Here is a 23699-nt window from a genome sequence, read left to right on the forward strand (position 1 = left end):
CACGACGAACTCACCCCAGCCGAGTTTGCCCTACAGTGGGCCACGACCCACCAACCCCAAGTCGCATAGCGACTGGACCACCAAACGGGTCCCCCTCAGTGCCGCCGGTTCTCCTCGAAGTACCGTTCGAAGGCCGCGTTGCTTGACTGCCCCGTGAGATCGAGGTAGACCGCGACGCCTCGGCGCCGGTCGGTAACCGACGCGCCGTTCACTCCCTCGGTCTCGACGTAGAGGTGCGGCGGCGTTGACACCTTGGCCTCGTCGCCGCTTGTCCACGACTTCCCCCGCTGATCGATCACTTCAATATGTCCCACGCGTGAGGATGGCAAGGCGGCTCCCAGCGCGAAAGCGACACAAAGGTGTCCGCCTCCGCGGATCCGTACGTGTTCAGCGGCTGTCCGAGTAATCGCGTCGGGTAAAAATCCGATCGTGTCCCGCAGGTCATTGAGCCCCGCAACGCTGGGCAACCGCTCGTGGTCGGATGGCCGTAGTCGGATATCGAAAGCGCTTGCGGTGCGGTCATGGGACTGTGGGGCGTTGCGGGTCTGCACACTCAGTTCGCAAGTCTGCGTGTCGGATACGCGTGCGTGATGACTTGACGCACGATGCCGAAGGAGCTGGCGAACGATGAAAAGCAGACCAGCGCGATCGGTGGAGTGTTGGTCTACGCCCGCGAGCGTGCCCGGTTCGACTTCTAGCAGGCTGTCGGGTGCCACGTAATCAGGCGAACTGCGTTCTGTTTCAACTGCATTGGCAATAGCGAGTGCGAACTGTGGGTGGGAGTGGTGTAGTTGTAGCAACTGGGGCGCTTCGACTGTTTTGACGACGGCGCTATTACTGATGTCTGGTGTGACGACGAGTACCGCTCCGGATATACCCGCGGATATTGCTAGTGTGAGACGACTTTTAGTGCCGCCAGGTGGTAGATCGTCGCTGTCTCGCCATACGGGCAGGCCTGCGGCTCGCAACAGCCATGCGAGTTCGGCGGCGATGGCGGTGCCGTCGTTTTGCCGGTAGGAGATGAAGATCGGACCTGCAGGGTCGGCGGTCATCGTCCTGTCCGGTGACCATCAGTGCGGGCCGGGTGTTGTTGCAGCGGCGCGAATTTCGGGTTCTCCGCGTCGGCGTCCGTGTCCAGTCTCAGCGCGCAGACGCTGTTGTGCTCAATAAGCCAGCCGGCGATGGTGATTCTGGTTTCCGGCGCGAGTCCGACGATGACCGCCACGAACCGGTTGAGGTGCAGTTCGGGGTCGTGGAGGTGCTGAAGGTAGGAATGAAGATCGAGCGCACTGGGAGTCAACTCGCCCGCGGGGTGGGTGTGCCATTCGCCGATCCACTGGTGGCCGTCTTCCTGCCACGCTGAATTCGCGAGAGATTGGGCGTGCGCGAGGTCCCGCAAGAACGAGTGCTCGGTACGGTGTGCCTTGGGCCCCGGATCTCCTGCGCGGCTGATCGAAATGGTGGCGGTCGTGTCGGGTCCGAGCAGGATTCCTCCCGTCTCCAGGCCGTCGCGTGATCGCAGTGCCTCGCGGGCGATTGTGTGCAGCGCGGCGGGGGCGATGTGCGCTACCGGTGGTTCTGTGGGGGCCACTAGGCGGCGCACGTCGGGCAGTCCTGGCGAGGTGGTGGGATGGGCAACCACTGTATGTCGCCCGGCTTATGGAGGCCGAAGGGCTCTGCGAGATCGCCTGCGGGGTGTAGCCCGAGAATTGCATGCTCGGCGGGTAGTCGTTGGGTGTGGTCGCCGTGCAGCGACTCCAGGAGTGTGGCAACGGCGATCTTGGCGGCGAGAGTGCCAACGTAGCGAAGGTCCGGCGGGACGGCGGTCATGGGTTGATGGGTGCGTCCGGTGCCGTAGGCAAGTTCCTGATCTGCTTCTGCATCCATAGCTCCGCGCTCTGCAAGATGCTGCCGCAAGCAAAGGAGGCATCCGAATCGTGGGGTGGGACGCAGCCGCAGAATTTCGCCGACGGCGCCGTGGTCGAGGACGCAGGCAAGCACGGCTGGCGTGGAACTGCGGCGGGCGAGGTGGCTGACTACGCGTCGTGGGGCGATCCCGTCTGCGGTGCACAGGACCAGGTCGACGTCCTCGATAAGCGGCCGAATGTGGTGCGCATCGTCAACGACGTCGAGACGGTGCTCGCGAACATCCTGGGAGGGCCATGAGGAATTAAGGCGGTCTTTTAGTGCCGAAACCTTATAACGCCCAACGCTTTCAGGGCCAAGCGTGTGCCGAATCATGTTGTGCCAGAGGAATCGGTCGGGGTCAACAAGTTCAACGCGGCCCACGCCGTAACCCGCGAGGGCTTCGGCTGCGGCGCTGCCAAGGCTGCCGCAGCCGACCAGCATGATCGAGTTCGTGCCGAGGCGTTGGATCGGCCACGAGTCCGCTAACTGCCCGATACCGATGATGGAAGGTTCGACTTCCACGTGAATGGGCCGGACCCCTTCGCGATGGATCAGCCAACCGGCGAACTCGCAGACCCCGATTGCGCGGAGCTCCGGATCTAAGTCGGGTTGGTGGGTGATCAGAATTCCGTGTTTGGCGCCCGGATCGATTAGTCGTGGAACCAATAGTCTGAAGGTATCGAAGTCGGCGGTCGCACCCGGCCGACGAAGCATGCCGAAGTGGTCGATGTTGATGGTCTCAGTCGGCTTGCGTACCCATTGGGCGGGACGGATCTGATCACCCCAGTTGAGGGCTGCGAACTCCCGCGGAATATCGACTCCAGTGCGGACGCCTCCAGCCGTCTCGACGGCGCTGACGACGAATATGTTGTCCGAAGGCACGTTTCGCATGGTTAGGCCACCGCGGGCAGCCGTGGAAGATGCGATTTTTGTGGCGCCGTCAGTTGTAAGGATGATGTAGGGGTCATTGCGGTACATCTGTGTCCTCGCGGCCTGCGACGTCCGGCGCCAGGCGAACGGCCTCGGCAATCAGGTGATCAGATGAGGGATCCGAAACAATTCCGTTGGTGGACATCTGTTTAATAACGCCGGCCTTCATCAGGGCGTACTCGACTCGCCAGCCGGCGGCTTTGGCTAATAGCTCGGTGACGCTCGTCTCCGGCCGCCATGCACCGACGCTCTGCAGTAGGCATAGCGAACCGCCAGGCGCGACATGCCAGGCGGTCTGTGTCTGCTCCATCAACGAAGGCTTGGGATCGATGGAATAGAGGATGGGTGGCACCATCGGGTATGCGGAGGGGTAAAGCATCGCCACCGTCATCCCGTGCTCGCCGATGAGATCGATCAAAGACGCGGGTTCCTCGCGGTCGAACGGCCACCGCGGTAGCTCACCCGACCATCCACCGTGCTGAGAAGATTCACCGCATTCTGTGTCCGTTTCGATGTACTGCAGGTGCGGCGCGAAAGCGGCAATCTCGTCGCGGTCACGCGGCAGACGTGCGGGTTCGGCGTCCAGCCACAGGATCGGCGCAAGATCCTGCGGCCGGCGTGCGGGGGTTGTCATCCCTGCGGAGTGTCCTTCACTGGTCGGGGCGGCGGTGGAACGACCACCGGCCCCGGATTGGCGGGGACAGGAAATTCGTCACCAAAGACCCTGCCCCAGTGGTGGATCGCTGAGTGGGCGTCATTGTTGACTTGTGCCTGGATCGCCTTAGCGGCACCGTCACGTGCGCTGGCCAGACGTTTGGCGAATGTGTCGTAATCGAGGTCGGACTGAATCGGTCCGCACAGCTGCGCTGGGTCGAGGACTTCCGAGCCTCCCTCGATGTGGTAGGCCGCGCTGACGAAGAACTGGGCGAACGCCGCAGGCTGCGAGGAGTCCGTCGGCAAGAACTGAAGCGCGAGTACCTCCATCACCAGAGATTTGATCTTGATGTTCTGTTCGGCAGCCCACCACTTCAGCATGCGGACGGAGCCGGCGAACTTGTTCCAGGCAGCGTGCTTCTTGGCGACCTCAGCGATGAGGTACTCGGGATCGACGCAGATCCATTCCTCGGAAACCGCCTGGGGGATGAGGAGCTTTCCGTCGCGTCGCATTGCGGGCATTGCATCGACGGTGAATGCATCTGGATCGTCTGGGTCGTCCAGGAAGCACTTGACAGCGTGGTTGCGCCAGCGGGCAAGGCGAACTTCCTGGGCGTGGGTGCCGTTGGTGGCTCCGAGCAGTCCATGGACGTGCTCGCGGGTGTAGTCCAGGGCGTCTTTGGCAGAGGCGCCAGGCTCGCCCCAGTCGGGATGGTCATCGCCGTCGAAGACGACGATGACGTCGACGTCGCGGATCGGGTCCTTCTGGGTGCCTCGCGCGAGCGAGCCGGACGGGACGACCTCGTCGACGTCGGGCAGCGGGCCGAACGCTTCTTTGAAAAGGTCTCGGCGCGCGCGGGCATCTTGCACGGCGGTCACGTCGGCGTTAACCACATCCTGGAACGCTTTGAAGGCGTCGTTTACGCTCACGTGCTCTCCTGATCATCGCCGTGTGGTGTAGTGCGTCGAATTTAGCTGGCAGCACCGACACAGCACAGGTCGGCGCTACGGCGCGTCGTGGCAGCTTCTCGACCTAACTGGCCCGAGCGGTACGGATGCTTACGCGTCGACGGTGAAGGCGTGCGCGTAGTCGGCTCCGCCGAGATGCTCGTAGACGTGTGTGGTGGCGACGCGGTTCCAGTGGTGACCCAGGAGAACTGCCAATCCGAGCGGGCCGATCAGGAACAGATGCAGAGATCCCGCGCTTGCGTGGCGGCGCGCGAGGTCGCGCACTGCCACGGCGAGGCTGTTGGCCGCCGTCGGTGTCGGCACGGCCCGCGGGCCGATTCCGGCCGAGGGCGTGGCGGTCACGACAGTGCTCACCGGCAGTTCCGAGCGTTGGATCCATTCGATGGCGTCGGATGCCGCGTTGGCGGCAACGTTGACGATAAGCGCTGTACCCGTGCCGGAGCCGACGGTGTCCTCGTCGACGTCCATCGGGTAGGCCTGCGTGAATTCTTCACTGCTCCACAGCTGGTCGCCTTGGCGGATACCGATCTCGTAACCGAGGACCCGACGTAGTTCGGCGCCGGCACGGAATCCGGTGGCCTGCCGCATGTGGCCACCGACGAGGATGCGGCGGGCGCCATTTAACTTGGCTGGGATGGCGGCTATGTCGGTAGCTAACTCAGCCCAGGTATTTGGCGGTGCGGGAGCCACTCGGGTCCAGTCCGTATCGCCGTCGATCCGGTCGACCCAATCGATGCTCACTGCTGCATGGTCGGCGAGCGGGTCAAGTTTGATGGTCGCAATGGAGACGGTCGTCCACGGGGAGCCTGCGCGTAGGTTAAGGGCGGCCACCGCCTCTTTGATGTCATTAAGGCTCAGTCGTCGGTGGCCGGCACGGACCTGCTTGGCGATCCAGCCCCCACCCTGATCGATCGCGTTGTCGTCTGACCTCAGCCCATTGGCCGTCATCAAAAGGCTGATCTCGTGGCGCAGCCGGGGCACGTCATAGGCCACGTCGAGGTAGAAATCGTGGAGGAAGCTTGTCAACGTCGACTCGTTGGTGTCCGCTGCCTGAGCCCACGCCGTGCGGGCTTTGCCGCGTTCAGATCGCGGTGTGCCCTGAGCTGCGCGTGGCATCAGTCGTCGGTCACGGCCATCGCGGTCACGCAGCAGCAAGTCTTGTGGGTCGATGGTGCGGTTGGTGACCAGGCGCATTTCGGCTGGGGCGCCGTCGGCGGTCAAAGTGGTGTGCGCAGCGACCATCTTCTTCAGGATGCCCTCGTCGTCCAGATAGGCCAGGCCCACCGCAGTGCGGTGATCGACGGCGTACTTGACCTGCATGAACGCATGCGGCGGTTGTCGTCGGTACCGGACGACGTCGTCGCCATTGCCCACACCGGATTCCTCGACGCCGACAGCGACCGTGGGGTTGTCCTCGTATCCTGTCGAGTCCTGGTGGAGGGCTTCCATGCACACCCGCCAGGCATGCAACCATTGATAATCGTCACCGGCGATCCTAACGCCGGTTGCGCTGGGCAATTGGTTGCCGGTCACGGTGACGATCCTAGGGGTTGGGGGTCAAAGGTGGGCTCACCGCCGATCGCGGCGCCCGGGCGGATCGTCGATGCGGGATTCGGCCGTCAGCGTGATGGTCAAACCAGATGGCGTAGACACAGAGGAGAGGCCGACGACACGGCGGGCATCGAGCACGTATCCGTGGTCGGTTCTGCGGATCATGCTGCAGTCGAGTTGTTCCATGGACAGTGAAAACCATTGATACCGCGGTACGCATACCCGCATGGCGAGATTGGGAGCCAAAGTCATTGCGAAGCAAGGAAATTTAGGCCGCCTGTGTCGGGATCGACCAACGTTTTTAGTGTTGCGCCGAATGTGCCAACTGTTGGGGGATCCCGCTTGAGTGAACCCGGCGGGAGAAACAGGATGGCGGCTTTGGGTGAAACCCAGTGTCGCGTCAAGGCGCCACCGCCAGGAGACCGTGCGGTGTGACTCTTCTGCCTGCGCTGGACGAAAATTCTCGTTGTGTGAAGACGGGAGCCTGACGTGAGATGACGAAGGTTTGTGGATGTCCAAGCTTCTGACCTGCGCTTTTGCAGCGAAGATTAACAAGGCATCGCGACACGCCCGAATCTTGTCAAAGTAGCCAGGCGTGTCTTGTCAATCTTCGTTGCATCTCGACAGGGTCGTCGCAAGCTAGGTCCCGTACAGATGTAGGGCCCGGCCGGTCAGTGTGGCCACTTCACCGCTCAGCCCGGCCATGGGCGGGGCGCCGCGCTGATGGATCACGTTCCCGAGGACGACGACGTAGCTGTCCGACCCCGGGTCCATCCACAACGTCACTCCGGTGAAGCCGGTGTGCCCGAAGCTGCCGACCGGAAAGACCATGCCCCGCGGCCGGGACTGCTCCGTGTCGATGTCCCAACCGAATCCGCGGAGGTCTTGGCCGGCGATGGCGGGATAGTGCGGTGCGAGCAGGGGATGTGTTGTGTTGGGGGTGTTCTCGACGGCTTCGCGGCTGGCGTTGTTGGCCGCATCGACCTGTGCCGGGTTGTGCCCCGGCTGCTGGGGGGTCGTCATCAATGCCAGCGTGGACTGCTTCAGTGGAAACGCGCTCGGCCGTCCGGCGAGGCGGTCGAGGAGCGCCTGCGCGAACCGGCCGACATCGTTCACCGTGGAGAACACCCCGGCGCTGCCGGCCACTCCGCCCATGCGTCGGGCCGTCGGATCGTGCACGGTGCCGCGCAGCGGATGACCGAAGTCCGGATTGAGGCCCGGGGTGTCCTCGTCGAGCGCCGTGGGTGCGACGCGCGCCAGAAGATCGGTGTTCCACGTACCGGCCGGGCAGTCGCCAACTTTGGGTGCATGCGGATCGAGCGTTATGGCAGTTCCCCGAACCTGGTGCGGGCCACATGCTTTGGTGACCGGGAGATAGCGGGTGTCCGTCATCGCGAGCGGTGCGAACACGTTCTTCTGGATGTAGGTGTCCTCGGTTTCACCGGTGATCTTCTCGAGGAGTGCACCGAGGATGATGAAGCCGATGTCGGAGTAGTGAAACCGCTCCCCGGGCTCGAACACCACCCACGCTCCGAGGGCACGGTGGATGCCCTCGGCCTTGTCGGGCTTGTCCAGTCCCCACGGCCCGTCCAGGCTCAGATCTCCCGCGATGCCCGACGTATGGGTGAGCAACATGCGCACTGTCACCCGCGCACGGCGTGGGTCGTTGTTGGGGTTGAAGTCGGGCAGGTAGGTCTGCACGGGTTCGTCGAGTTGAACCCGTCCCTGTTCGTGGAGCTGCAGGATGGCAACAGCCGTCGTGAGGCACTTCGACAGCGAGGCCAGATCGAAGATCGTGTCCTCGGTCATCGGTTCGGCGGGGGCAGGTGCCCCGTCCAGCCCCGGTTCGCCGGCCAGCTTGCGTGAACCGAAAGCCTGACGAAAGACGATGTTTCCGCCGTGGCCGACCTGGACCACCGCTCCGGGCAGCCGGGGCGCTGCGATCGCGTCGTCGATGATCTGGACCACCGGGGCGAAGTCACCGGTGGGAACGACGGCTGCCGTCGTGGGGGGTGGGGCGGTGGGTGCCGGCGTAGTCGCCGTCGACGTGGAACTGGCCGCCGGTGGACGTGTCGACGGCCCGCACGATGTGACCGCGGCGATCGTGAACACGACGGTTCCGACGGTGCAGAGCCGAGCAAGACGCGACCGTGACATTGCCACCGGATCGACGGTAGCCGGGCGGTGGACAGTGCGAGGAAGTTGGGCGTTGAAACACGCCGCGCCTTCGCACCCCAACATGTTCGCGGCGCACTGTGACGAACGTGCAGGTTCTTGTGGCGAGGCACCAAAGATCAGACAGAAGGCTGCACGTTCGCCACAGTGCTCAGCGGGCAACACCATCGGAGGAATCGCAGAGCCCGCGGGGCAGACAGCCCGATGTCCTACTACCGCGAGGGTGGGGACAGCCCTACCCCGGACACGCAGGCGCGCCGGATGGGAGCGGATCCGACAGATGCGTAGCGTCGAGCCCATGACCAGCGGGACCCTGTCGAGGAACACGGCGCAGCCCCAACGAGTCGGCCGCCTTCGGCAGCTCGGCGTGGACACCGGGTATGTACTGCTCGGATTTCCGCTCGCCACAGTGAGTTTCAGTGTGCTGGTGACCGGACTGTCAGCGGGGATCGGGACTCTGGTCATCGGTGTCGGCCTGCTGATCCTCGTCGGCACCCTGTTCGTGGCGCGCCTGTTCGCCGATATCGAGCGGCTTCGCTTTCCGGCCGTGCTGCGTCGGCCCCGCAGCCGGCCCGTCTACCGGGCGGCCCCGCCGGGTGCGGGCGTCTGGAAGCGGATCCTCGCCCCGCTCACCCAGGGCCAGTTCTGGCTTGACCTCGTGTACGGCATTCTCTGCTTTCCGGTCGCGGTGCTCACGTTCACCATCGTGATCAGCTGGTGGGCTTCGGCGATCGCCGGCACCTTGACCGTTCTGTGGGACTGGAGCATCCCGCGCAGCCCCGACAACACCTCGCTTGCCCAGCTGATCGGGCTCGGCGACAGCGCTTTTGCCCGGATCGCCTTCCAGACCGCGATCGGTCTGGTCTGTCTGATCAGCCTCCCGCTCGTGGTGCGCGGGTGCGCCGTGCTCCAAGCGGGCTTCAGCCGAGCCCTGTTGACCGGTGTGGCCGAGCTGCGTCAGACGATCACCGTGCTGACGGAACAGAAGGCCGCGGCCGCCTCCGCCGAGGCCACCGCCCTGCGCCGGCTGGAACGCGACATTCACGACGGACCGCAGCAGCGGCTCATCCGCCTCGCGATGGATCTGGGTCGCGCGCGCCAGCACCTGGATGGTGATCCGGGGCCGCTGCGCGACACCCTCGACGAGGCGATCAGTCAGACGCAGGACACGCTGAACGAGTTGCGTGCGCTGTCCCGCGGTATCGCCCCGCCGGTACTCACCGACCGTGGACTGCCCAGCGCGCTGGCCGCACTGGCGGCGCGGTGCACCATCCCGGTCGAGCTCGCGGTCGACTCCGCCCTGGGCGAGCCGGCGGGAAGGCTCGACGCCGCGGTGGAGACCACCGCCTACTTCGCGGTGGCCGAAGCGCTGACCAATGTCGCCAAACACAGTGGTGCACAGAACTGTTGGGTCACGGTCGCACACGGTCCCGGCGGTGTGCGCGTCGAGATCGTCGACGACGGTGACGGCGGTGCTCACGTGGCCAAGGGCCACGGCCTGGCGGGTCTGGCCGATCGGATTCGGGCCGGCGGTGGCACGCTGAGTGTGGTGAGTCCCGCCGGTGGGCCAACCACGATCGGGGTGGAACTGTTGTGTTGAGAGTGGTGGTGGCCGACGATGCGGTCCTCCTGCGGGAAGGCCTCATCCGGTTGCTGAACGAGAACGGCCACGACGTGGTTGCCGCGGTCGGCGATGGCCCGTCGCTGGTCCAGGCGATCGAACAGCACAGGCCGGACGTCTCGGTGGTCGACGTCCGGATGCCGCCGTCTCACTCCGACGAGGGCCTGCGTGCCGCAGTGGAAGCCCGGCGACGGGTGGCCCGATCGCCAGTTCTCGTGCTGTCCCAGTACGTCGAGGTGTCCTACGCCGACGACCTGCTGGCGGACGGCGCCGGCGCGATCGGCTATCTCCTCAAGGACCGGGTCGTGGCGATCGCCGACTTCCTCGATGCGGTGCAGCGGGTGGCGTCCGGTGGCACGGTGCTCGACCCCGATGTGGTGGCCCAGCTGCTGGTCCGGCGCCGGCGTGATGACCCGCTGCGACAGATGACCGCGCGCGAGCAGGAGGTGCTCGCACTGATGGCGGAGGGCCGGTCGAACACGAACATTGCCCGCACCCTGGTCGTCAGCGCCGGCGCGGTGGAGAAGCACATCAGCAGCATCTTCGCCAAGCTCGGCCTGCCGATCGACGGCGAGCAGCACCGCCGGGTGCGCGCCGTGCTGACGTATCTGCGCGGTTGGGGATCGTGACCGCGGTGATGCGACGATGGGGGCCATGACCGCAACGCTTGTCGCGAAGAATGTGGCCGGCGGATTCGCCCATCGCACCCTGTTCGAGGGGGTCGACCTGACCGTGGCACCGGGCGATGTCGTCGGGGTCGTCGGCGTCAACGGTGCGGGCAAGAGCACACTGCTGCGGATCCTGGCGGGCGATCTCGAGCCGCTCGACGGCATGGTCAGCGTGGCGCCGGCCGACGCGTTCGTCGGATGGCTGCCGCAGGAACACGAGCGCGTACCGGGGGAGACCGTCGCGGCCTACATCGCGCGTCGCACCGGATGCGCCGAAGCCACGCAGGCCATGGATGCCGCGGCCGCGGCACTGGCCGACCCGGACCCCGGGGAGGAGGATCCGGCCGCTGCCTACTCCGCTGCGCTGGATCACTGGCTGGCCACCGGCGCGGCCGACCTCGACGAACGGCTGCCGGCCGTGTTGGCCGATCTCGGACTCGACACCGATGCGGTGCGACCGGACTCGACGCCGATGACCGCGTTGTCCGGTGGGCAGGCGGCGCGGGTGGGGTTGGCGGCGCTGCTGCTGTCCCGGTTCGACATCGTGCTGCTCGATGAGCCGACCAACGATCTCGACCTCGACGGGCTGGCCCGGCTCGAGCAGTTCGTCAGGGAGCTTCGCGGGGGTGTGGTACTGGTGAGCCATGATCGGGAGTTCCTCGCCCGCAGCGTGACTCGCGTGCTCGAGCTGGATCTGGCACAGAACACCACCACCGTTTTCGGAGGTGGCTACGAAAGCTATCTGGAGGAGCGGGAGGTCGGCCGACGGCACCGGCGGGAACAGTACGAAGAGTTCGCCGAGAAGAAGGCCGACCTGGTGGCTCGGGCCCGCACCCAGCGTGAGTGGTCGAGCCAGGGCACCCGCAACGCCATGCGCAAGTCACCGGACAACGACAAGATCCGTCGACGTGCGGCCACCGAGTCCAGCGAGAAGCAGGCGCAGAAGGTGCGTCAGATGGAGAGCCGGATCGCCCGCCTCGAGGAGGTCGAGGAACCCCGGAAGGAATGGACCCTGCAGTTCACCATCGGCACCGCGCCACGGTCGAGCTCGGTCGTCGCCACCCTCGACAATGCCGTTGTGCGGCAAGGTGATTTCGTTCTCGGCCCGGTGTCGTTGCAGGTTGACGCCGGCGAGCGGATCGGTATCACCGGCGCCAACGGGGCCGGCAAGTCGACATTGCTGCGACTGTTGCTGGGGCGCCGACAGCCCGATGAGGGTCGCGCCGGCCTGGGCGCCAGTGTCGCCATCGGCGAGATCGACCAGGCCCGTGCCGATTTCACGGGTACCGTGCGACTCGTCGACCGGTTCGAGCAGCACCTGCCGGACTGGTCGACCGCCGATGTGCGAACCCTGCTGGCGAAGTTCGGGCTGCGGGCCGATCATGTCGAACGCCCGGTTGACGAACTGTCACCGGGGGAGCGAACCCGTGCCGGCCTGGCGCTGCTACAGGCACGTGGCACCAATGTGCTGGTTCTCGATGAGCCGACGAACCATCTGGACCTGCCCGCCATCGAACAACTTGAGCAGGCGCTCGAGTCGTACGACGGTGCGTTGTTACTGGTGACGCATGACCGCCGCATGCTGCAGAACGTTCGGCTGGACCGAAGGTGGCTGGTCGACGACGGGCGCGTCGCCGAGTTGTAGCGCCGGCGTCTGCCGATATCCACGAAGGCGTCGGCGATCCATGGTTCTGCGGTTTGGCGATGTGCTCGCGGGGGAATGCAGCCCGGATCGCAATGTCGGGCCGAGACCCAGGACCGGCCGAAAGGACACGTAATGACCACCGACTACGACGCGCCCCGCCAGAAGGAAACCGAAGAGTCAGTCGACGAGTCTTTGGAAGCGTTGGCCGGTCGAGGCAACGACGCTGCCACCGACGTTGACGAGGCCGATGCGCTCGATGACTTCGAACTACCAGGTGCCGACCTTTCCGGTGAGGAGTTCACCGTGCGGGTGGTACCGAAGCAGGCTGACGAGTTCACCTGTTCGAGCTGCTTTCTCGTCCAGCACAGTCACCGCCTGGCCAGTAGTGGACCCGACAATCCGGTCTGCGTCGACTGTGCCTGATCGGCGGTCGCCGCCGTGACCGAGTCCGTGCAGTACGCGCCGGCGCGCTCGGCCGACGTTTTCGGTGACCGCGCGGCGCCGACGCTCGTCTTGTGGCACGGCATGCAGACCGATGCCCGCGCCGCCGTACGCCCGATTGCCGAGCTGGTGGCCAGACGCGGTTTCGGTGTCGTCGTGCCCGATTGGGATTCCCACGCTCCTGATGGGGGCCGATCAGACCTGCTGCGCTCCGTGGAGTTCGCCCACTCCTGGGCCGTGGAACCTGACCATCTCGCATTGGCCGGGTGGTCGTTGGGTGGTACCGCGGCCGCTGGACTCACCATCCACGCCGCCCGGTTCGGCGCCGCCATTTCTCATACGGTGTGCCTGGCCGGCGCCTTCATGGCGACGGACCCGATCTCGGGTGAGCAGTTGACATCCAGCCTTTCCGCCGATCGGGTGGGTGCGTCTTTTACCTTGCTGCATGGTGTCGGCGACGACGTCGTCCCGGTCTCGGTGAGCCGCACGTTCGCTGCCGAACTCGAGAAGGTCGGGTGGCCGGTCACCCTCGTCGAGCTACCGGCTGATCACGCCACGATCGCCGGTACCAGGTACGACGCTTCGCGAGATCAGTACGTGCCGGCCGAGGATGCCGAGACGCTGCGGACAGCTGGGCTGGTAGCCGACCACATCGCCGCTGCGCTGCTGCACCCGTGACACCGGACGGCAGCGGTCCGCGCCGGCCTGCGCTCAGCCGGAGTCTTGGTTCACGTCAGGTTCGGTCAGCTCCGGCGCGATCTCTCGTGTGGCCATCCCGCCTTCGCGACCGTGATCGGTAGGCCCTGGAGGTGGTTCCTTGGCATCGTCGGCGCTCTCGTCATGGGGCTTGTCTGCGCTGGGCATGGCGATTGGCTACCCACAGTCGCGGGTTCCAATCCGTCCACGGCGCTGATTCGACGGCCTAATTCGGGGGAACGCTGAGCCAATGGCTACTTATCGTGTACTCAATCCCAAGGGCGAGGTCGTCGACACCAAGGACATCGAGAGTGCTGACGACGCCCATGCGTGGTTCGTCGACCAGAAGGCGGAGCCGGAGTTGGGCTGGCGCATGGAAGTGCTCTCGGCCGACGGTGACTGGGCGTTCTTCGATGACAGCGAAGGCGACCGCAAATACTGACCACCGAGGAGAACGTTCCCTTCATCGTGCTGCCGCCGCTCGTTCTCTACGCGATCTATCTGCAGATCGATTACCTCACGCGTCGTGCCGGTGTGGGCGATGACAGCCGGGTGCCCGCATCACTGTGAGCGTGCGCCGGCCGTCCGCGGCTCCAGATGTTTGGCCCACCCCGACGCGCACACGGCCGTGCAGACAATCGCCAGTACGCCAACGAAAGTCAGCATCTCCGGATAGCTGAACCAGTGCGCCAGCGCAGCGAGTACCGCGGGCAACAGGAACCCCAGATAGGCCAGCGAGTAGTAGACCCCGGAGATACCGGCGAGCTCGTCGGGCGGGGCAATGCGTTGGATCTCAAGCAGACCCGACACGATCGCGATGCCGTAGGCACTGCCGAGCAGCATTGCGACCAGCGGCGCGACGAGCGCTGAGTGTGTGACAGCGGTGGCCACCGCGGCGAAGATGCCCAGTGCCATCAACGCCATCGACACCACCACGGCGCGGGAGCTGGACACGTCGTCGAGTCGGCGCGCGACGGGTTGGATCGCCACGCCGCAGCCCAATGTCAGCACGGTCAACCCCACGGTGTACAGCAGCGCCCAGGACCCGAGCTGGTCGGCGACCAGCGCCGGCACCACGGCGTACGCGATGGCGGCCGAGCCAAAGATCCACGGTGCCATGGGAACAACCACATGTAGGAACCGGCGATGGCCGGCTGCAGGCACTTTCAACCCGTCGAGGAAGGGCCGCGAGGTCGTGCGGGACCGGGTCTCGACGGCCCGGTTCCACACCGCCCACACCACCGGCACGCACAGGGCAGCGTGGACCAGGTAGGTCAGCACCAACGGCAGCGGCGCGTACACGGTGAGCAGTCCGGCGCACAGCGGCCCGACGCCGAAGCCCAGGGACAGGCAGATCGAGGCGCGGCGCGCTCCGGCCCCGGCGGAAGCATCGTTGTCGAAGGGTGGCTTGGACAGTTCAGCGATCCACGCCGAACCGACTGCCATCGCGATGCCGACCGCCACTCCGCTGAACAACCGGCCGACGAACAGGGCCGGGAAGCCCCAGTAGTCGCCGACGGCCAGTATGAGACTGCCCAGCGCGGCGCTGACCACGCCGGCGGCCATCACGTTGCGTCGACCGTGGCGGTCCGACAGCGTCGAGGCGATCAGCAGCCCCGGAATCAGGCCGAGAACGTAGGCGCCCAACAGGATGTCGACGTCGACCCGGGTGTAGCCGGAGTGCTGGGCATAAGCGATCAGCAGTGGGGTGAATTGGTTTCCGCCCCAACCGATGCAGAAGACGGCGACGGCGACGGCGAGCCATGGCTGCATGCGTCGCCGGCGCCGGGCGGGCACCTCGACGAATTCCGTTGCGACAGCGGTCATGCCAGCACCACCCGGTAGGTCGCTTCCAGGTGGGACAGGAGGGCACCCTCGAAACCGGGGACATCACGGCGGCCGATGGCATCGGCCAGATCCGCGTGTTCGCCGATCAGCTCGGTGAGCCGGGCGGAGTCCGATCGGGCGGCGTCGGCCATCATGCGGCGCTGCCGATCGCTGAGTGATCCGTAGAAGCGGCCGGCGATCGAATTCCCGGCGACCTGCACGATCCGGCGGTGAAACGCATCGTCGGCGGCGGCGAACTGATCGGCGTCACCGATCGCGGCGCCGTGGCGCTGCCGTTCGACCAACTCGGTCAGCTCACCGAACAGAGTGTCGATGGACTCCGATGACCGGCACAGCCGGCGCACCGCCGCGGTCTCCAGTGCCAGGCGCATCTCCAGCAGGTCGGTGGCCTCTTGGGCGGACACGGGGACGACGACGGCGCCGCGTCGCGGCATCAGGTCCAGGAAGTCCTCGGCGGCCAGGCGCAGAAACGCCTCGTGCACCGGCGTCCGGCTGACCCCGAGCTGCGTCGCCACCTCAACCTCGCTGAGCAGCTGCCCGCCGCGAAACTCACCGGAGAGGATCTGGTCCTTGGTCATCCGGTAGACGCGCTGGCTGTTGCTCGATTTCTCGTCCTGGCCCACGGAAGACCACTGTACCCCTTGCATGCAAGCTTGCATGCAAGGGGTGTGGCCAGGTCAAACCCTAGAACGGGCTGCTGTTGGCCTGATGCTTGGACGCTTCGGGACGGGGCCCGAACCGCCGGATGTACTCCTCGTGCTTTCGCTGGTCCTTCTTGTACTGGATCTCGTCGACCAGATTGGGGTCCAGGCCGTGCTGCGCCAACCGGTGCCGGCGCCAGATCTTGTTGAGCGCGAGCGCCATCAAGATGGCCCAGATGTAGATCGGCACGGTCATCTCGATGTGCACATAGAGCGAGGCGGGCAGAAGCCAGAGCGGCGCCAGTACGAAAAGCGGCGGGATCGCCATCCGGATCAAGTGCCGCCGCACGGCGCCATGGTCGGCAAGGTCGTGAGCCACCCACTCGCGCATGGAATCGGGCAACCGCTTGCCGTAGCAGTAGGCGACGTATTGAAAGAAGTTGGGACGGTCTTTGGTTTTCTGGCCGGCCATGAGGGCTCCTGGTGTCAATCGGTGAGTGAATTGGCCGCCAGTGCAGCCACGTTGATGCGGGTCAACACCCGATGCAGCTCTTCGAGTTCGGCGATGTCGACGCCCAGGCGCTCCACTACCGCGGGTGGGATGGCCAGAGCCCGTTCACGCAGGGCGATCCCGGCCTCGGTGAGCTCGACATCGGTCGCGCGTTCATCCCCGGCGCGGCGGCTGCGGGTGAGCAGGCCGAGTGCTTCCAGCCGTTTGAGCATCGGCGAGAGCGTCGCCGAATCCAGCTGCAGCGCGGAGGCGATCTCTTTGACCGACAGCGGCGGAGTGCCGCCGGAATCGGACCGCTGGTGATCCCACAACGCCAGCATCACCAGGTACTGCGGATGGGTCAGGCCCAGTGGCTCCAGCAGTGGCCGATACACCGCCAGCACGGCGCGGTTGCTCACGGCCAGCGCGAAACAGACCTGCCGCTCGAGCGCCAGGGGGTCGGCGCTGAGCTGCACAGGGGGTGCGGCAGACGCTTCGGATACTGCGGTCATACTTAGAAAGTACCCTAATAGTTAGGGTGCTAACAATGTCTCGACGGTCACATGCTCACACGGTCAGTGCGCGCGCTTGGCCAATCGTTCGGCGTTGTCGATCAGGATGCTGCGGCCCTGAACGCGGATCCAGCCGCGCTGCGCGAAGTCCGACAGCGCCTTGTTGACCGTCTCGCGCGAAGAGCCGACGAGTTGGGCGATCTCTTCCTGGGTCAGCTCGTGGTCGACACGCAGCGCGGTGCCATCGCGGCTGCCGAACCGTTGCGCCAGGTAGAGCAGTTGCTTGGCGACCCGGCCCGGCACATCGGTGAAGATCAGATCGGACAGGTTGTCGTTGGTGCGGCGCAACCGGCGGGCCAGCACGCGCAGGAGCTGTTCGGCGATCTCGGGCCGGTCGGCGATCCAGCTCCGCAGCACGCTGCGGCTCATCACGACCGCCTTCACCTCGGTCAGAGCGGTCACGGTCGAGGTCCGCGGCCCCGGATCGAAGATGGCGAGCTCGCCGAACATGTCCGACGGACCCATCAGTGTTATCAGGCTCTCGCGACCGTCCACGGACTTGCGGCCGATCTTCACCTTGCCCGAGGTGATGATGTACAGCGTGTCGCCGGGCTCGCCCTCGGAGAACACCACCTCGGTCCGACGGAAGGTCACCGGTTCCAACTGCCGGACGAGCGCGGCCACGGCGTCAGGCGACACACCTTGGAAGATGCCGGCGCGGGCCAGCACTTCATTCATATTTCCCCCTTGGTGGATGTGCCGAACCTGGTGACCCGGAAGGTTTGTACTGGTCGCAGCCGAAAGGAAGGCCGCCGTTTTACTTTACAAGGGCTATCGATCGGCCCGCGGCTCCGGGTTTACACCCAGGCCGCATTCCGTAATGGAGGCGAACGGTGGCGGTCAGATCGCCGAGCAACAGATCCGCTGGGCTTCGGCGACGGAGTCCGCAAGCGGGCGACGCGTGTTGATGGGATGGGCGTCGGACCAATCGGCGTCGGACGCCAAACCTTCTGCGATCTGCGGGGTGGCATCCGAGTTGGTGACCCGACGCTGGACGATGCGCTGCTTGGCTTCGTCGAGAGGCACTGTGCACGACAACTCCGCTGTCGGGCATTTCTGGTCCGCTGCCATCTCCCGCGCTCGCCGGCGAAGATCCGGATCCCGCCAGGTGCCGTCGAGGATCACCGACTGCCCGATGGCCAACGTCTCGCGGGCCTTGTCCAGCACGGCCTCATACACAGCGGCCACGTTCTCGCTGCTGTACAGCCCCTCGTTCAATATCCCGGCCGCGCCGTCGACGAGCCCACGCTCTTGCAGCTCGCGGCGCACGTCATCGGTGGAGATGACCCGGGCCGCCACCTGTTCGGCGAGACCGTGCGCGAGCGTGGTCTTACCGGTACCGGGACCTCCGCCGATGATGACCAGTCGCACGGCACCTCGGCGGAGGTGATCGAGGGCGATGTCGAGATGGCGCCTGGCGTCGTCCGCGGCGCTCGCGTCGCCCTGATCAACCCTGATGCAGTCGACTTTGGCGCGGACTCCGGCACGGTAAGCGATGTAGAAATCCACCAACGCCGGTGGCGGGGTATCCCCGGAGAGCCGCTGGTACTCGGCGATGAAGTAGTCCGCCAGGTCTCGGCGGCCGAGGAATTCCAGGTCCATCGCCAGGAATGCGGCGTCGTCGCAGCAGTCGACATGGCGTAGGGCGTCGTCGAACTCCAGACAGTCGAGGATGGCCGGCCCGTCCGGCATGCAGAAGATGTCGCCGGTCAACAGGTCGGCGTGGCCGTCGACGATGCGGCGCTCGGCGATGCGGCCGTCGAACAGTGCGGTGCGTCCTGCGATGAACTGGTCATACAGACGGTCGATCTCGGCCAGCGATTCCGCAGGCACCACGGTTCCGGCGTACTTGCGCAATTCGGTGAGGTTGTCACGCCAACGGCCGGCAACCGCGGGCACCGCCGCTGCGCGGTCGATGTCTTCCGACCGTTCCGCGCCGGCGTGAAACCGCGCGATCACCTCCGCGATCGCCGACAGATGCTCCATCACGGGTTCACCATTGACGACGATCGACGTCAACCGGCGCGAATCGGGGTACCTGCGCATCACGATCACCGGCTCGGGCGGGCCACCTTGCGGATCGGAAAAATGGGCGACCCCGAGATAGCTGTCGGGCGCCAGCCGCTGGTTCAGGCGAACCTCACGTAGGCACACCTGTTCCCGCTGCTCGACCGAGCTGAAATCGAGAAAGTCCGTGGTGACGGCCTTCTTGGCCTTGTAAGCCTTCTCGCCCACCAACGCGACGACCCCGGTGTGTGTTTCGTGGATTTCGGCAGCGGCCATAACCCATGATGGCTCGGCTTGGACTACAGAAGGTAGTGGTCATCCGTCGGCATTCGCCTGCCGAAAGTCCTTCAGCCCATGGCCCAAAGACCCTATTACCGGGGACTGACCAGCCCGGAGTCGTAGGCGTGGATGATCGCGGCGGCGCGGTCACGCAGGTCGAGCTTGATGAAGATGTGGCCGATGTGGCTCTTGACGGTGAGCCCGGAGATGCTCAGTTCATCGGCGATCTCGGCGTTCGAATGCCCCTTGGCGATGAGCGTCAGCACATCGAGCTCACGGGCCGTGAGGTCGCCCACGGCGGCGGCGCGACGTGGTTCGGCGGACTTGCGGTAGGTGGTGAGCACTCGCGAGGTCACCGCGGGGTCGAGATAGCTGTCACCCAGTGCCACTGCGCGCACCGCCCGGATCAGTTCCTCGGCGGAGGAATCCTTGAGCACGAACCCGCTGGCTCCCGCACGCAACGCCCCCGAGAGCAACTCGTCGTCGTTGAACGTGGTCAGCGCCAGCACCGGCGGCCCGTCGACCGCTGTCACCTGGCGGGTGGCCTCGATCCCGTCGACCCGTTTCATCCGCAGATCCATCACCACCACGTCGGGGCGGTACCGGCTGACGGCGTCGGGCACCTCGTCACCGTCGGCGCATTCGGCGACGATCGTGAAGCCGTCCTTGCGCCGAAGGATGCGGCGCAGGCCGGAGCGCACCAGATCCTGATCGTCGACGAGGAGGACCGCTACCTCGCTCACCGGGTCCGTCATGACACCACGGGGCACCAGCGGGGTGCCCGGTCGGTGTCGTCCAACGGAATGTTCGTGCGCACCGACCATCCGTCGTCGGCGGGGCCGACGCTGATGATCCCGCCGAGGAGCTCGACGCGCTGGCGCATTCCGCGCACCCCGCGACCCTCCACGTCGTGACCGTTCCGCACGGCCAACGCCGGGACCGGGAGTCGATTGGCGACCGTCAAGGTCGCCGAGGTGCGTGAGATTCTCAGTAGCACGGTCGCTTCCGCATCGGGTGCATGTTTGGCGATGTTGGCCAGCGACTCCTGGGCGATGCGATACAACGCCAAGCCCACCGCTGCCGAGACCGCATCGGTGCGGCCGGTGGCGTCGCACCGCACATTGAGCCCGGCACGCACGAAATCGTCTACCAGACAACTGATGTCGTCGACGCCCGGCTCGGGAGCCATGCTCATCGGGGCACCGTCGAGTAGCCCGACCGTGCGGCGGATGTCGGCCATGGCCTGACGGCCGAGGCGTTCAGCCTGCTCCAATGCCTCCACGGCGTCGTCGACGTCGCGGTCCTGCTGCAACCCGCGACGTGCGCCCGTCACATGCAGCAAGGTAACGCTCAGCGAGTGCGCGATCACGTCGTGGACCTCGCGGGCGATCCGGCGGCGTTCATCGGCCGCCGCGTGGCGGGCCTGCGCGGCCTGTGACTCCTGTTGCTGTCGCATGAGTTGCTGTTGGGTGTATACGAGATAGCCCACCAGCCAGCCCATCCCGAGGATTCCGAGATAGAGCGGCAGGGCGTCGAGGCGGTGCTGTGCCGCGGCGGTCAGCAGCAGGGTGGCCGCGGTCAGCGACGCGAGGAATCCGCCCCACACGCCGGCCAGCGAGGCCACCTCACCCACCATCAGCACCGCGATCAGCGGGGCGAAATCATTGGGGACCGGTGTCGCGGTCGCGAACAGCAGGATCGCGGTCGAGGTAGTCCAGGTCGCCCAGACGATCGGCGCCTTGAAATCGACGCCGGACAGGTAGAACAACGCGAAGGGGGCGATGCAGACGACGAGTGCGAGCAGGCCCGCCGGAAGGTCGGCCGTAGGCCGTTGCAACATCGCCACCACGCCGGCACCCATGACCGTGGTGTCGAACGCCAAAACGATGGCCCAGTTGTAGCCGACCGGCAGGGCATACCCCCGCCGGTGTACATGCGCGCGCAAGCCGCGGGCGATGCTGCCGAGCATGTTCTGATCGTAGAAGGTGAGCTTGTTTCCGCACGTCCTACCAGAGTCGGATTTTTTGGGGCCGGATTTCAACACTCAGAGTCGCCACATCTCACGTGCCATCGCGGAGTCCTCGACGAATTTTTCGCGCAGCGGCGGATAGTACGGCTGCTTGAGATCGGGCCGGGGAGCGGCCGCCAGCGCTGTACGCACCGCGGTCAGGGTGCGCCGCCAGAAACCACCCTCCCGACGGGCGGGGCCGCTCGGGATCGCTGGATCTGTCACCGGAGGGGTGAAAACGGCGTCTTTCGCCGTCCATCCACGGGCGACGCCGGTCATCGAATTCGCTATCGAGATAGCTGGGGAACGCTGTGCTCGTGTCATGGCTCGACGCTACGAAGAATGCAGGTCAGCCCACATCGCGCTGCTGTCCGATCTTGACCTACGACCGTAGTAGGACAACTGAACCGACCACAGGACGATGGGGCCGCGACTGGTTAGGCTCCTGTTGTGCCCTCGAGTTCGACCCGTAGGCGTGGTCCCCGGCGTGATGTCGACACCCGAACTCTGATCGTCGATACCGCAGAGCGAATGTTCGCGGAGATGTCGATCGGTGCGGTGGCGGCGCGGGCAGTGGCCCGCGAGGCGGGCGTGGCCAGTCGTGCGGTGGCCTATCACTTCCCGGCCAAGCGCGACCTCGTGCTGGAGGTGGCGCGACGGCGCGCCCCGTCGGTGTTCGAGGCCGTTGTCTCCGAGCTGGTGCGGGTGGCTGAGGGCGGTGACGAGATCGGGGTCTCTGACGTCGTCGAAGCACTCATCGCGCCCTACGTCAGGCTGCTCGACGAGGATCCGGTCGGCGGATTGCGCTGGCTGAAGGTGATGAATCAGCTTGCCCTGGATGAAGACCAGATCTGGCTCGACCAGCTGGCGGGCACACCGAGTTTGCCGGAGTTGTTCTTTGCCGCGGCAGGGCGTGCGGTGCCGGACATTCAGACCAGAGAAGGCCAGCAGCGCAGCACAATTGCCATCCTCGGGATGATCGGCGCGCTGGCCAGCTCGGACTTGTCGCTCTACGGTCGGCCCTTGGGGCCCGGCGGCTTGGACCGCGGGTGGGTTGACCAGTTGGTCCGGTTCACCGGCAGCGGTTTACGCGGCAACGATGGTCTGCCCGATTAGGATCGTTGCGTGCAGATCGACGGCCAGCAGCTCGCTGCTTTCGCCGCGGTGGTCGAGTTGGGGAGTTTCGACGCGGCCGCGCAGCGTCTGCATGTGACGCCGTCGGCGGTCAGTCAGCGCATCAAGGCCTTGGAGCAGCGTGTCGGTCAGGTTCTGGTGGTGCGCGAAAAGCCTTGCACGGCAACACCTGCCGGTGTCCCATTGCTGAGGTTGGCTGCGCAGACGGCGTTGTTGGAGTCCGAGACGCTGGCGGAGATGGGTGGTGGTGCCGGGCACCGCACCAGGATCGCGTTGGCGGTCAACGCCGATTCGATGGCGACCTGGTTCACCGGAGTATTCGCCCGGGCGTCCGAGTTCTTGTTCGACATCCGGATCGAGGACCAGGACCTTTCGGCACGCTTCCTGCGTGAGGGTGTGGTGATGGGCGCGGTCACCACCGAGCGGCGCCCGGTGCCGGGCTGCCGGGTGCATGCCCTGGGGGCGATGCGTTACGTGCCGGTGGCCGGTGCCGGCTACGTGCAGCGCTACCTACCGGACGGTTTCACCCACGACGCCGCGCAGGCGGCGCCGTCGCTGGCCTGGAACCGAGATGACGCACTGCAGGATCAGTTGGTGCGCAAGGTGTTCCGCAAAGATATCGTCAGGCCGATCCATTTCATCCCGACGGCCGAGGGTTTCGGCGCCGCGGTGCGGGCCGGGTTGGGCTGGGGGATGTACCCCGAGGAACTGGTCGACGAAGACTTCGTCCGGATCACCGAGCAGTATCTGGACGTGCCGCTGTACTGGCAGTGCTGGAAGCTCGACAGCCCCATGGTCGACACCATCACGGCGGCGGTTCGCGACGCGGCGGCCGGTCTGCGCGGTCCGGCCCAGGCTTGAGAGTCCGCTACCGCACCAGCGGAGCCAGGTGCTTTCGCGCGTAGGCACGCACCGCTTCGTCGTCGTTGACGTCCAACACCGTCGTCGGCATCTGGGCCAGCGAGCACGCCAACCGGATGTGCAATTCGGCCACGGCCAGCAGTTCGGCGTCAGGCATGGTCGCGCCCGCCGCGCGAAGTGCCTTGGCCATCGCCGACGACGCGTGGTGCAGAAAGGCCGGAGCCTGGTCATAGGCGCCGGCCACCGCGGTGAAATCGGTGTCCAGTCGCAGGAACCGGCGCATCACCGGCTCGGTGGTCAACAGCCGCATACCTTCACAGAATGCCGCCACCGCAGCCTCGTTGGGGCCGGAATCGATTGCGACCGTGCGTAACCGATGCATCGCCCCGTCGAACGTACGCCGCCCCAGCTCGGTGATCAAAGCGTCGCGGGTGGGGAAACGACGGTAGAGCGTGCGGCGGCTGACGCCGGCCTGCTTGGCGATGACGTCCAAGCTGGTCCGACCGAGCCCGACAAGCGCCACTTCCTCGGCCGTGGCCTTGAGGATGGCGTCTTCCTGTTCGGATTGGCTGGCGTTGCTGCGTGGCATCGCTACCAGTGT

Annotated in this window: 27 protein-coding genes and 1 pseudogene; 9 read left to right on the forward strand and 19 right to left on the reverse strand. The window is 65.8% G+C overall.

All coding sequences use genetic code 11. The features are described from left to right. Positions 1-95: 95 nt before the first annotated feature. The 8 genes from AC4ELS_RS02785 to AC4ELS_RS02820 all read right to left on the reverse strand — a co-directional run bounded on the left by AC4ELS_RS02785 (position 96) and on the right by AC4ELS_RS02820 (position 8169). Positions 96-1052, reverse strand: coding sequence for a TIR domain-containing protein (locus AC4ELS_RS02785; protein ID WP_499045744.1), 957 nt, complete (start codon positions 1050-1052; stop codon positions 96-98). Continuing rightward, positions 1049-1603 carry a Mov34/MPN/PAD-1 family protein gene (locus AC4ELS_RS02790; RefSeq protein ID WP_499045747.1) on the reverse strand — a complete coding sequence of 185 codons (555 nt, stop codon included), beginning with the start codon at positions 1601-1603 and terminating at the stop codon, positions 1049-1051. The genes AC4ELS_RS02785 and AC4ELS_RS02790 overlap by 4 nt, the downstream gene beginning before the upstream one ends. After that, positions 1591-2886: a ThiF family adenylyltransferase gene (locus AC4ELS_RS02795; RefSeq protein ID WP_499045749.1), complete on the reverse strand. Its 1296-nt coding sequence runs from the start codon at positions 2884-2886 to the stop codon at positions 1591-1593. Before AC4ELS_RS02795 ends, AC4ELS_RS02790 begins: the two co-directional genes overlap by 13 nt. Continuing rightward, positions 2873-3472 (reverse strand): hypothetical protein, encoded by a 600-nt coding sequence (locus AC4ELS_RS02800; protein WP_499045751.1) that lies wholly within the window; start codon positions 3470-3472, stop codon positions 2873-2875. The genes AC4ELS_RS02795 and AC4ELS_RS02800 overlap by 14 nt, the downstream gene beginning before the upstream one ends. Continuing rightward, positions 3469-4422 (reverse strand): nucleotidyltransferase family protein, encoded by a 954-nt coding sequence (locus AC4ELS_RS02805; protein WP_499045753.1) that lies wholly within the window; start codon positions 4420-4422, stop codon positions 3469-3471. Before AC4ELS_RS02805 ends, AC4ELS_RS02800 begins: the two co-directional genes overlap by 4 nt. 129 nt (positions 4423-4551) lie before the next feature. Then, positions 4552-5994: an SAVED domain-containing protein gene (locus AC4ELS_RS02810; RefSeq protein ID WP_499045755.1), complete on the reverse strand. Its 1443-nt coding sequence runs from the start codon at positions 5992-5994 to the stop codon at positions 4552-4554. Positions 5995-6030: 36 nt separating this feature from the next. Beyond that, entirely contained in the window at positions 6031-6198 is a 168-nt protein-coding gene (locus tag AC4ELS_RS02815; protein WP_499045757.1) for a hypothetical protein, read from the reverse strand. Positions 6199-6651: 453 nt separating this feature from the next. Further along, positions 6652-8169, reverse strand: a complete 1518-nt coding sequence (locus tag AC4ELS_RS02820; RefSeq protein WP_448445251.1) for a serine hydrolase domain-containing protein — start codon at positions 8167-8169, stop codon at positions 6652-6654. A gap of 316 nt (positions 8170-8485) precedes the next feature. Here AC4ELS_RS02820 and AC4ELS_RS02825 point away from each other — a divergent pair, with 316 nt between their 5' ends. From AC4ELS_RS02825 to AC4ELS_RS02845, 5 genes are all read left to right on the forward strand, one after another. Further along, positions 8486-9787: a sensor histidine kinase gene (locus tag AC4ELS_RS02825; protein ID WP_448445136.1), complete on the forward strand. Its 1302-nt coding sequence runs from the start codon at positions 8486-8488 to the stop codon at positions 9785-9787. After that, positions 9784-10437, forward strand: coding sequence for a response regulator (locus tag AC4ELS_RS02830; RefSeq protein WP_448445253.1), 654 nt, complete (start codon positions 9784-9786; stop codon positions 10435-10437). Before AC4ELS_RS02825 ends, AC4ELS_RS02830 begins: the two co-directional genes overlap by 4 nt. Before the next feature lie 25 nt (positions 10438-10462). Further along, on the forward strand, positions 10463-12121 hold the full coding sequence (gene abc-f, locus AC4ELS_RS02835; RefSeq protein WP_448445138.1) for a ribosomal protection-like ABC-F family protein: 1659 nt from the start codon (positions 10463-10465) through the stop codon (positions 12119-12121). A gap of 132 nt (positions 12122-12253) precedes the next feature. Beyond that, positions 12254-12544: a DUF4193 domain-containing protein gene (locus AC4ELS_RS02840; RefSeq protein ID WP_448445141.1), complete on the forward strand. Its 291-nt coding sequence runs from the start codon at positions 12254-12256 to the stop codon at positions 12542-12544. A 15-nt stretch (positions 12545-12559) separates the two neighbouring features. After that, positions 12560-13240, forward strand: a complete 681-nt coding sequence (locus AC4ELS_RS02845; RefSeq protein ID WP_448445143.1) for an alpha/beta hydrolase family protein — start codon at positions 12560-12562, stop codon at positions 13238-13240. A 33-nt stretch (positions 13241-13273) separates the two neighbouring features. On the opposite strand, the gene AC4ELS_RS02850 is transcribed toward AC4ELS_RS02845, so the two are convergent. Beyond that, complete coding sequence (locus AC4ELS_RS02850; RefSeq protein WP_448445145.1) at positions 13274-13426, reverse strand: hypothetical protein; 153 nt, start codon at positions 13424-13426, stop codon at positions 13274-13276. 82 nt (positions 13427-13508) lie between these two features. On the opposite strand from AC4ELS_RS02850, the gene AC4ELS_RS02855 reads away from it, so the two are divergent. After that, positions 13509-13700, forward strand: a complete 192-nt coding sequence (locus AC4ELS_RS02855; protein ID WP_039313160.1) for a hypothetical protein — start codon at positions 13509-13511, stop codon at positions 13698-13700. Positions 13701-13708: 8 nt separating this feature from the next. Further along, a pseudogene (locus AC4ELS_RS02860) lies at positions 13709-13828 on the forward strand (emopamil-binding protein); the annotation flags it as partial. Here AC4ELS_RS02860 and AC4ELS_RS02865 read toward each other — a convergent pair. The 9 genes from AC4ELS_RS02865 to AC4ELS_RS02905 form a co-directional block, all read right to left on the reverse strand. After that, positions 13820-15085 (reverse strand): MFS transporter, encoded by a 1266-nt coding sequence (locus tag AC4ELS_RS02865; protein ID WP_448445147.1) that lies wholly within the window; start codon positions 15083-15085, stop codon positions 13820-13822. The pseudogene AC4ELS_RS02860 and the gene AC4ELS_RS02865 sit on opposite strands and share 9 nt — an antisense overlap. Further along, on the reverse strand, positions 15082-15729 hold the full coding sequence (locus AC4ELS_RS02870; RefSeq protein WP_448445149.1) for a GntR family transcriptional regulator: 648 nt from the start codon (positions 15727-15729) through the stop codon (positions 15082-15084). Before AC4ELS_RS02870 ends, AC4ELS_RS02865 begins: the two co-directional genes overlap by 4 nt. 61 nt (positions 15730-15790) lie before the next feature. Then, the gene (locus tag AC4ELS_RS02875; RefSeq protein WP_064887757.1) at positions 15791-16219 is read right to left on the reverse strand and encodes a DUF5313 domain-containing protein; all 429 of its coding nucleotides are present in this window, start codon (positions 16217-16219) and stop codon (positions 15791-15793) included. 14 nt (positions 16220-16233) lie between these two features. Beyond that, positions 16234-16749, reverse strand: coding sequence for a MarR family winged helix-turn-helix transcriptional regulator (locus AC4ELS_RS02880; protein WP_064887759.1), 516 nt, complete (start codon positions 16747-16749; stop codon positions 16234-16236). Between the two features lie 63 nt (positions 16750-16812). Then, the gene (gene crp, locus AC4ELS_RS02885) at positions 16813-17487 is read right to left on the reverse strand and encodes a cAMP-activated global transcriptional regulator CRP (protein ID WP_064887761.1); all 675 of its coding nucleotides are present in this window, start codon (positions 17485-17487) and stop codon (positions 16813-16815) included. Positions 17488-17649: 162 nt separating this feature from the next. Then, complete coding sequence (locus AC4ELS_RS02890; protein ID WP_448445153.1) at positions 17650-19092, reverse strand: bifunctional aminoglycoside phosphotransferase/ATP-binding protein; 1443 nt, start codon at positions 19090-19092, stop codon at positions 17650-17652. 95 nt (positions 19093-19187) lie between these two features. After that, complete coding sequence (locus AC4ELS_RS02895; RefSeq protein ID WP_448445155.1) at positions 19188-19850, reverse strand: response regulator transcription factor; 663 nt, start codon at positions 19848-19850, stop codon at positions 19188-19190. Then, positions 19847-21064, reverse strand: coding sequence for a sensor histidine kinase (locus tag AC4ELS_RS02900; protein ID WP_064887767.1), 1218 nt, complete (start codon positions 21062-21064; stop codon positions 19847-19849). Before AC4ELS_RS02900 ends, AC4ELS_RS02895 begins: the two co-directional genes overlap by 4 nt. A 75-nt stretch (positions 21065-21139) precedes the next feature. After that, positions 21140-21427, reverse strand: a complete 288-nt coding sequence (locus AC4ELS_RS02905) for a hypothetical protein (protein WP_131811725.1) — start codon at positions 21425-21427, stop codon at positions 21140-21142. 126 nt (positions 21428-21553) lie between these two features. Between AC4ELS_RS02905 and AC4ELS_RS02910 the strand changes: the two genes are divergently transcribed. After that, on the forward strand, positions 21554-22219 hold the full coding sequence (locus AC4ELS_RS02910; protein ID WP_131811726.1) for a TetR/AcrR family transcriptional regulator: 666 nt from the start codon (positions 21554-21556) through the stop codon (positions 22217-22219). A gap of 9 nt (positions 22220-22228) precedes the next feature. Continuing rightward, complete coding sequence (locus AC4ELS_RS02915) at positions 22229-23098, forward strand: LysR family transcriptional regulator ArgP (RefSeq protein WP_064887773.1); 870 nt, start codon at positions 22229-22231, stop codon at positions 23096-23098. 7 nt (positions 23099-23105) lie between these two features. On the opposite strand, the gene AC4ELS_RS02920 is transcribed toward AC4ELS_RS02915, so the two are convergent. Next, on the reverse strand, positions 23106-23687 hold the full coding sequence (locus AC4ELS_RS02920) for a TetR/AcrR family transcriptional regulator (RefSeq protein WP_064887775.1): 582 nt from the start codon (positions 23685-23687) through the stop codon (positions 23106-23108). Positions 23688-23699 lie beyond the last annotated feature (12 nt).

The sequence above is a fragment of the Mycobacterium shunyiense genome (genome assembly GCF_058270035.1).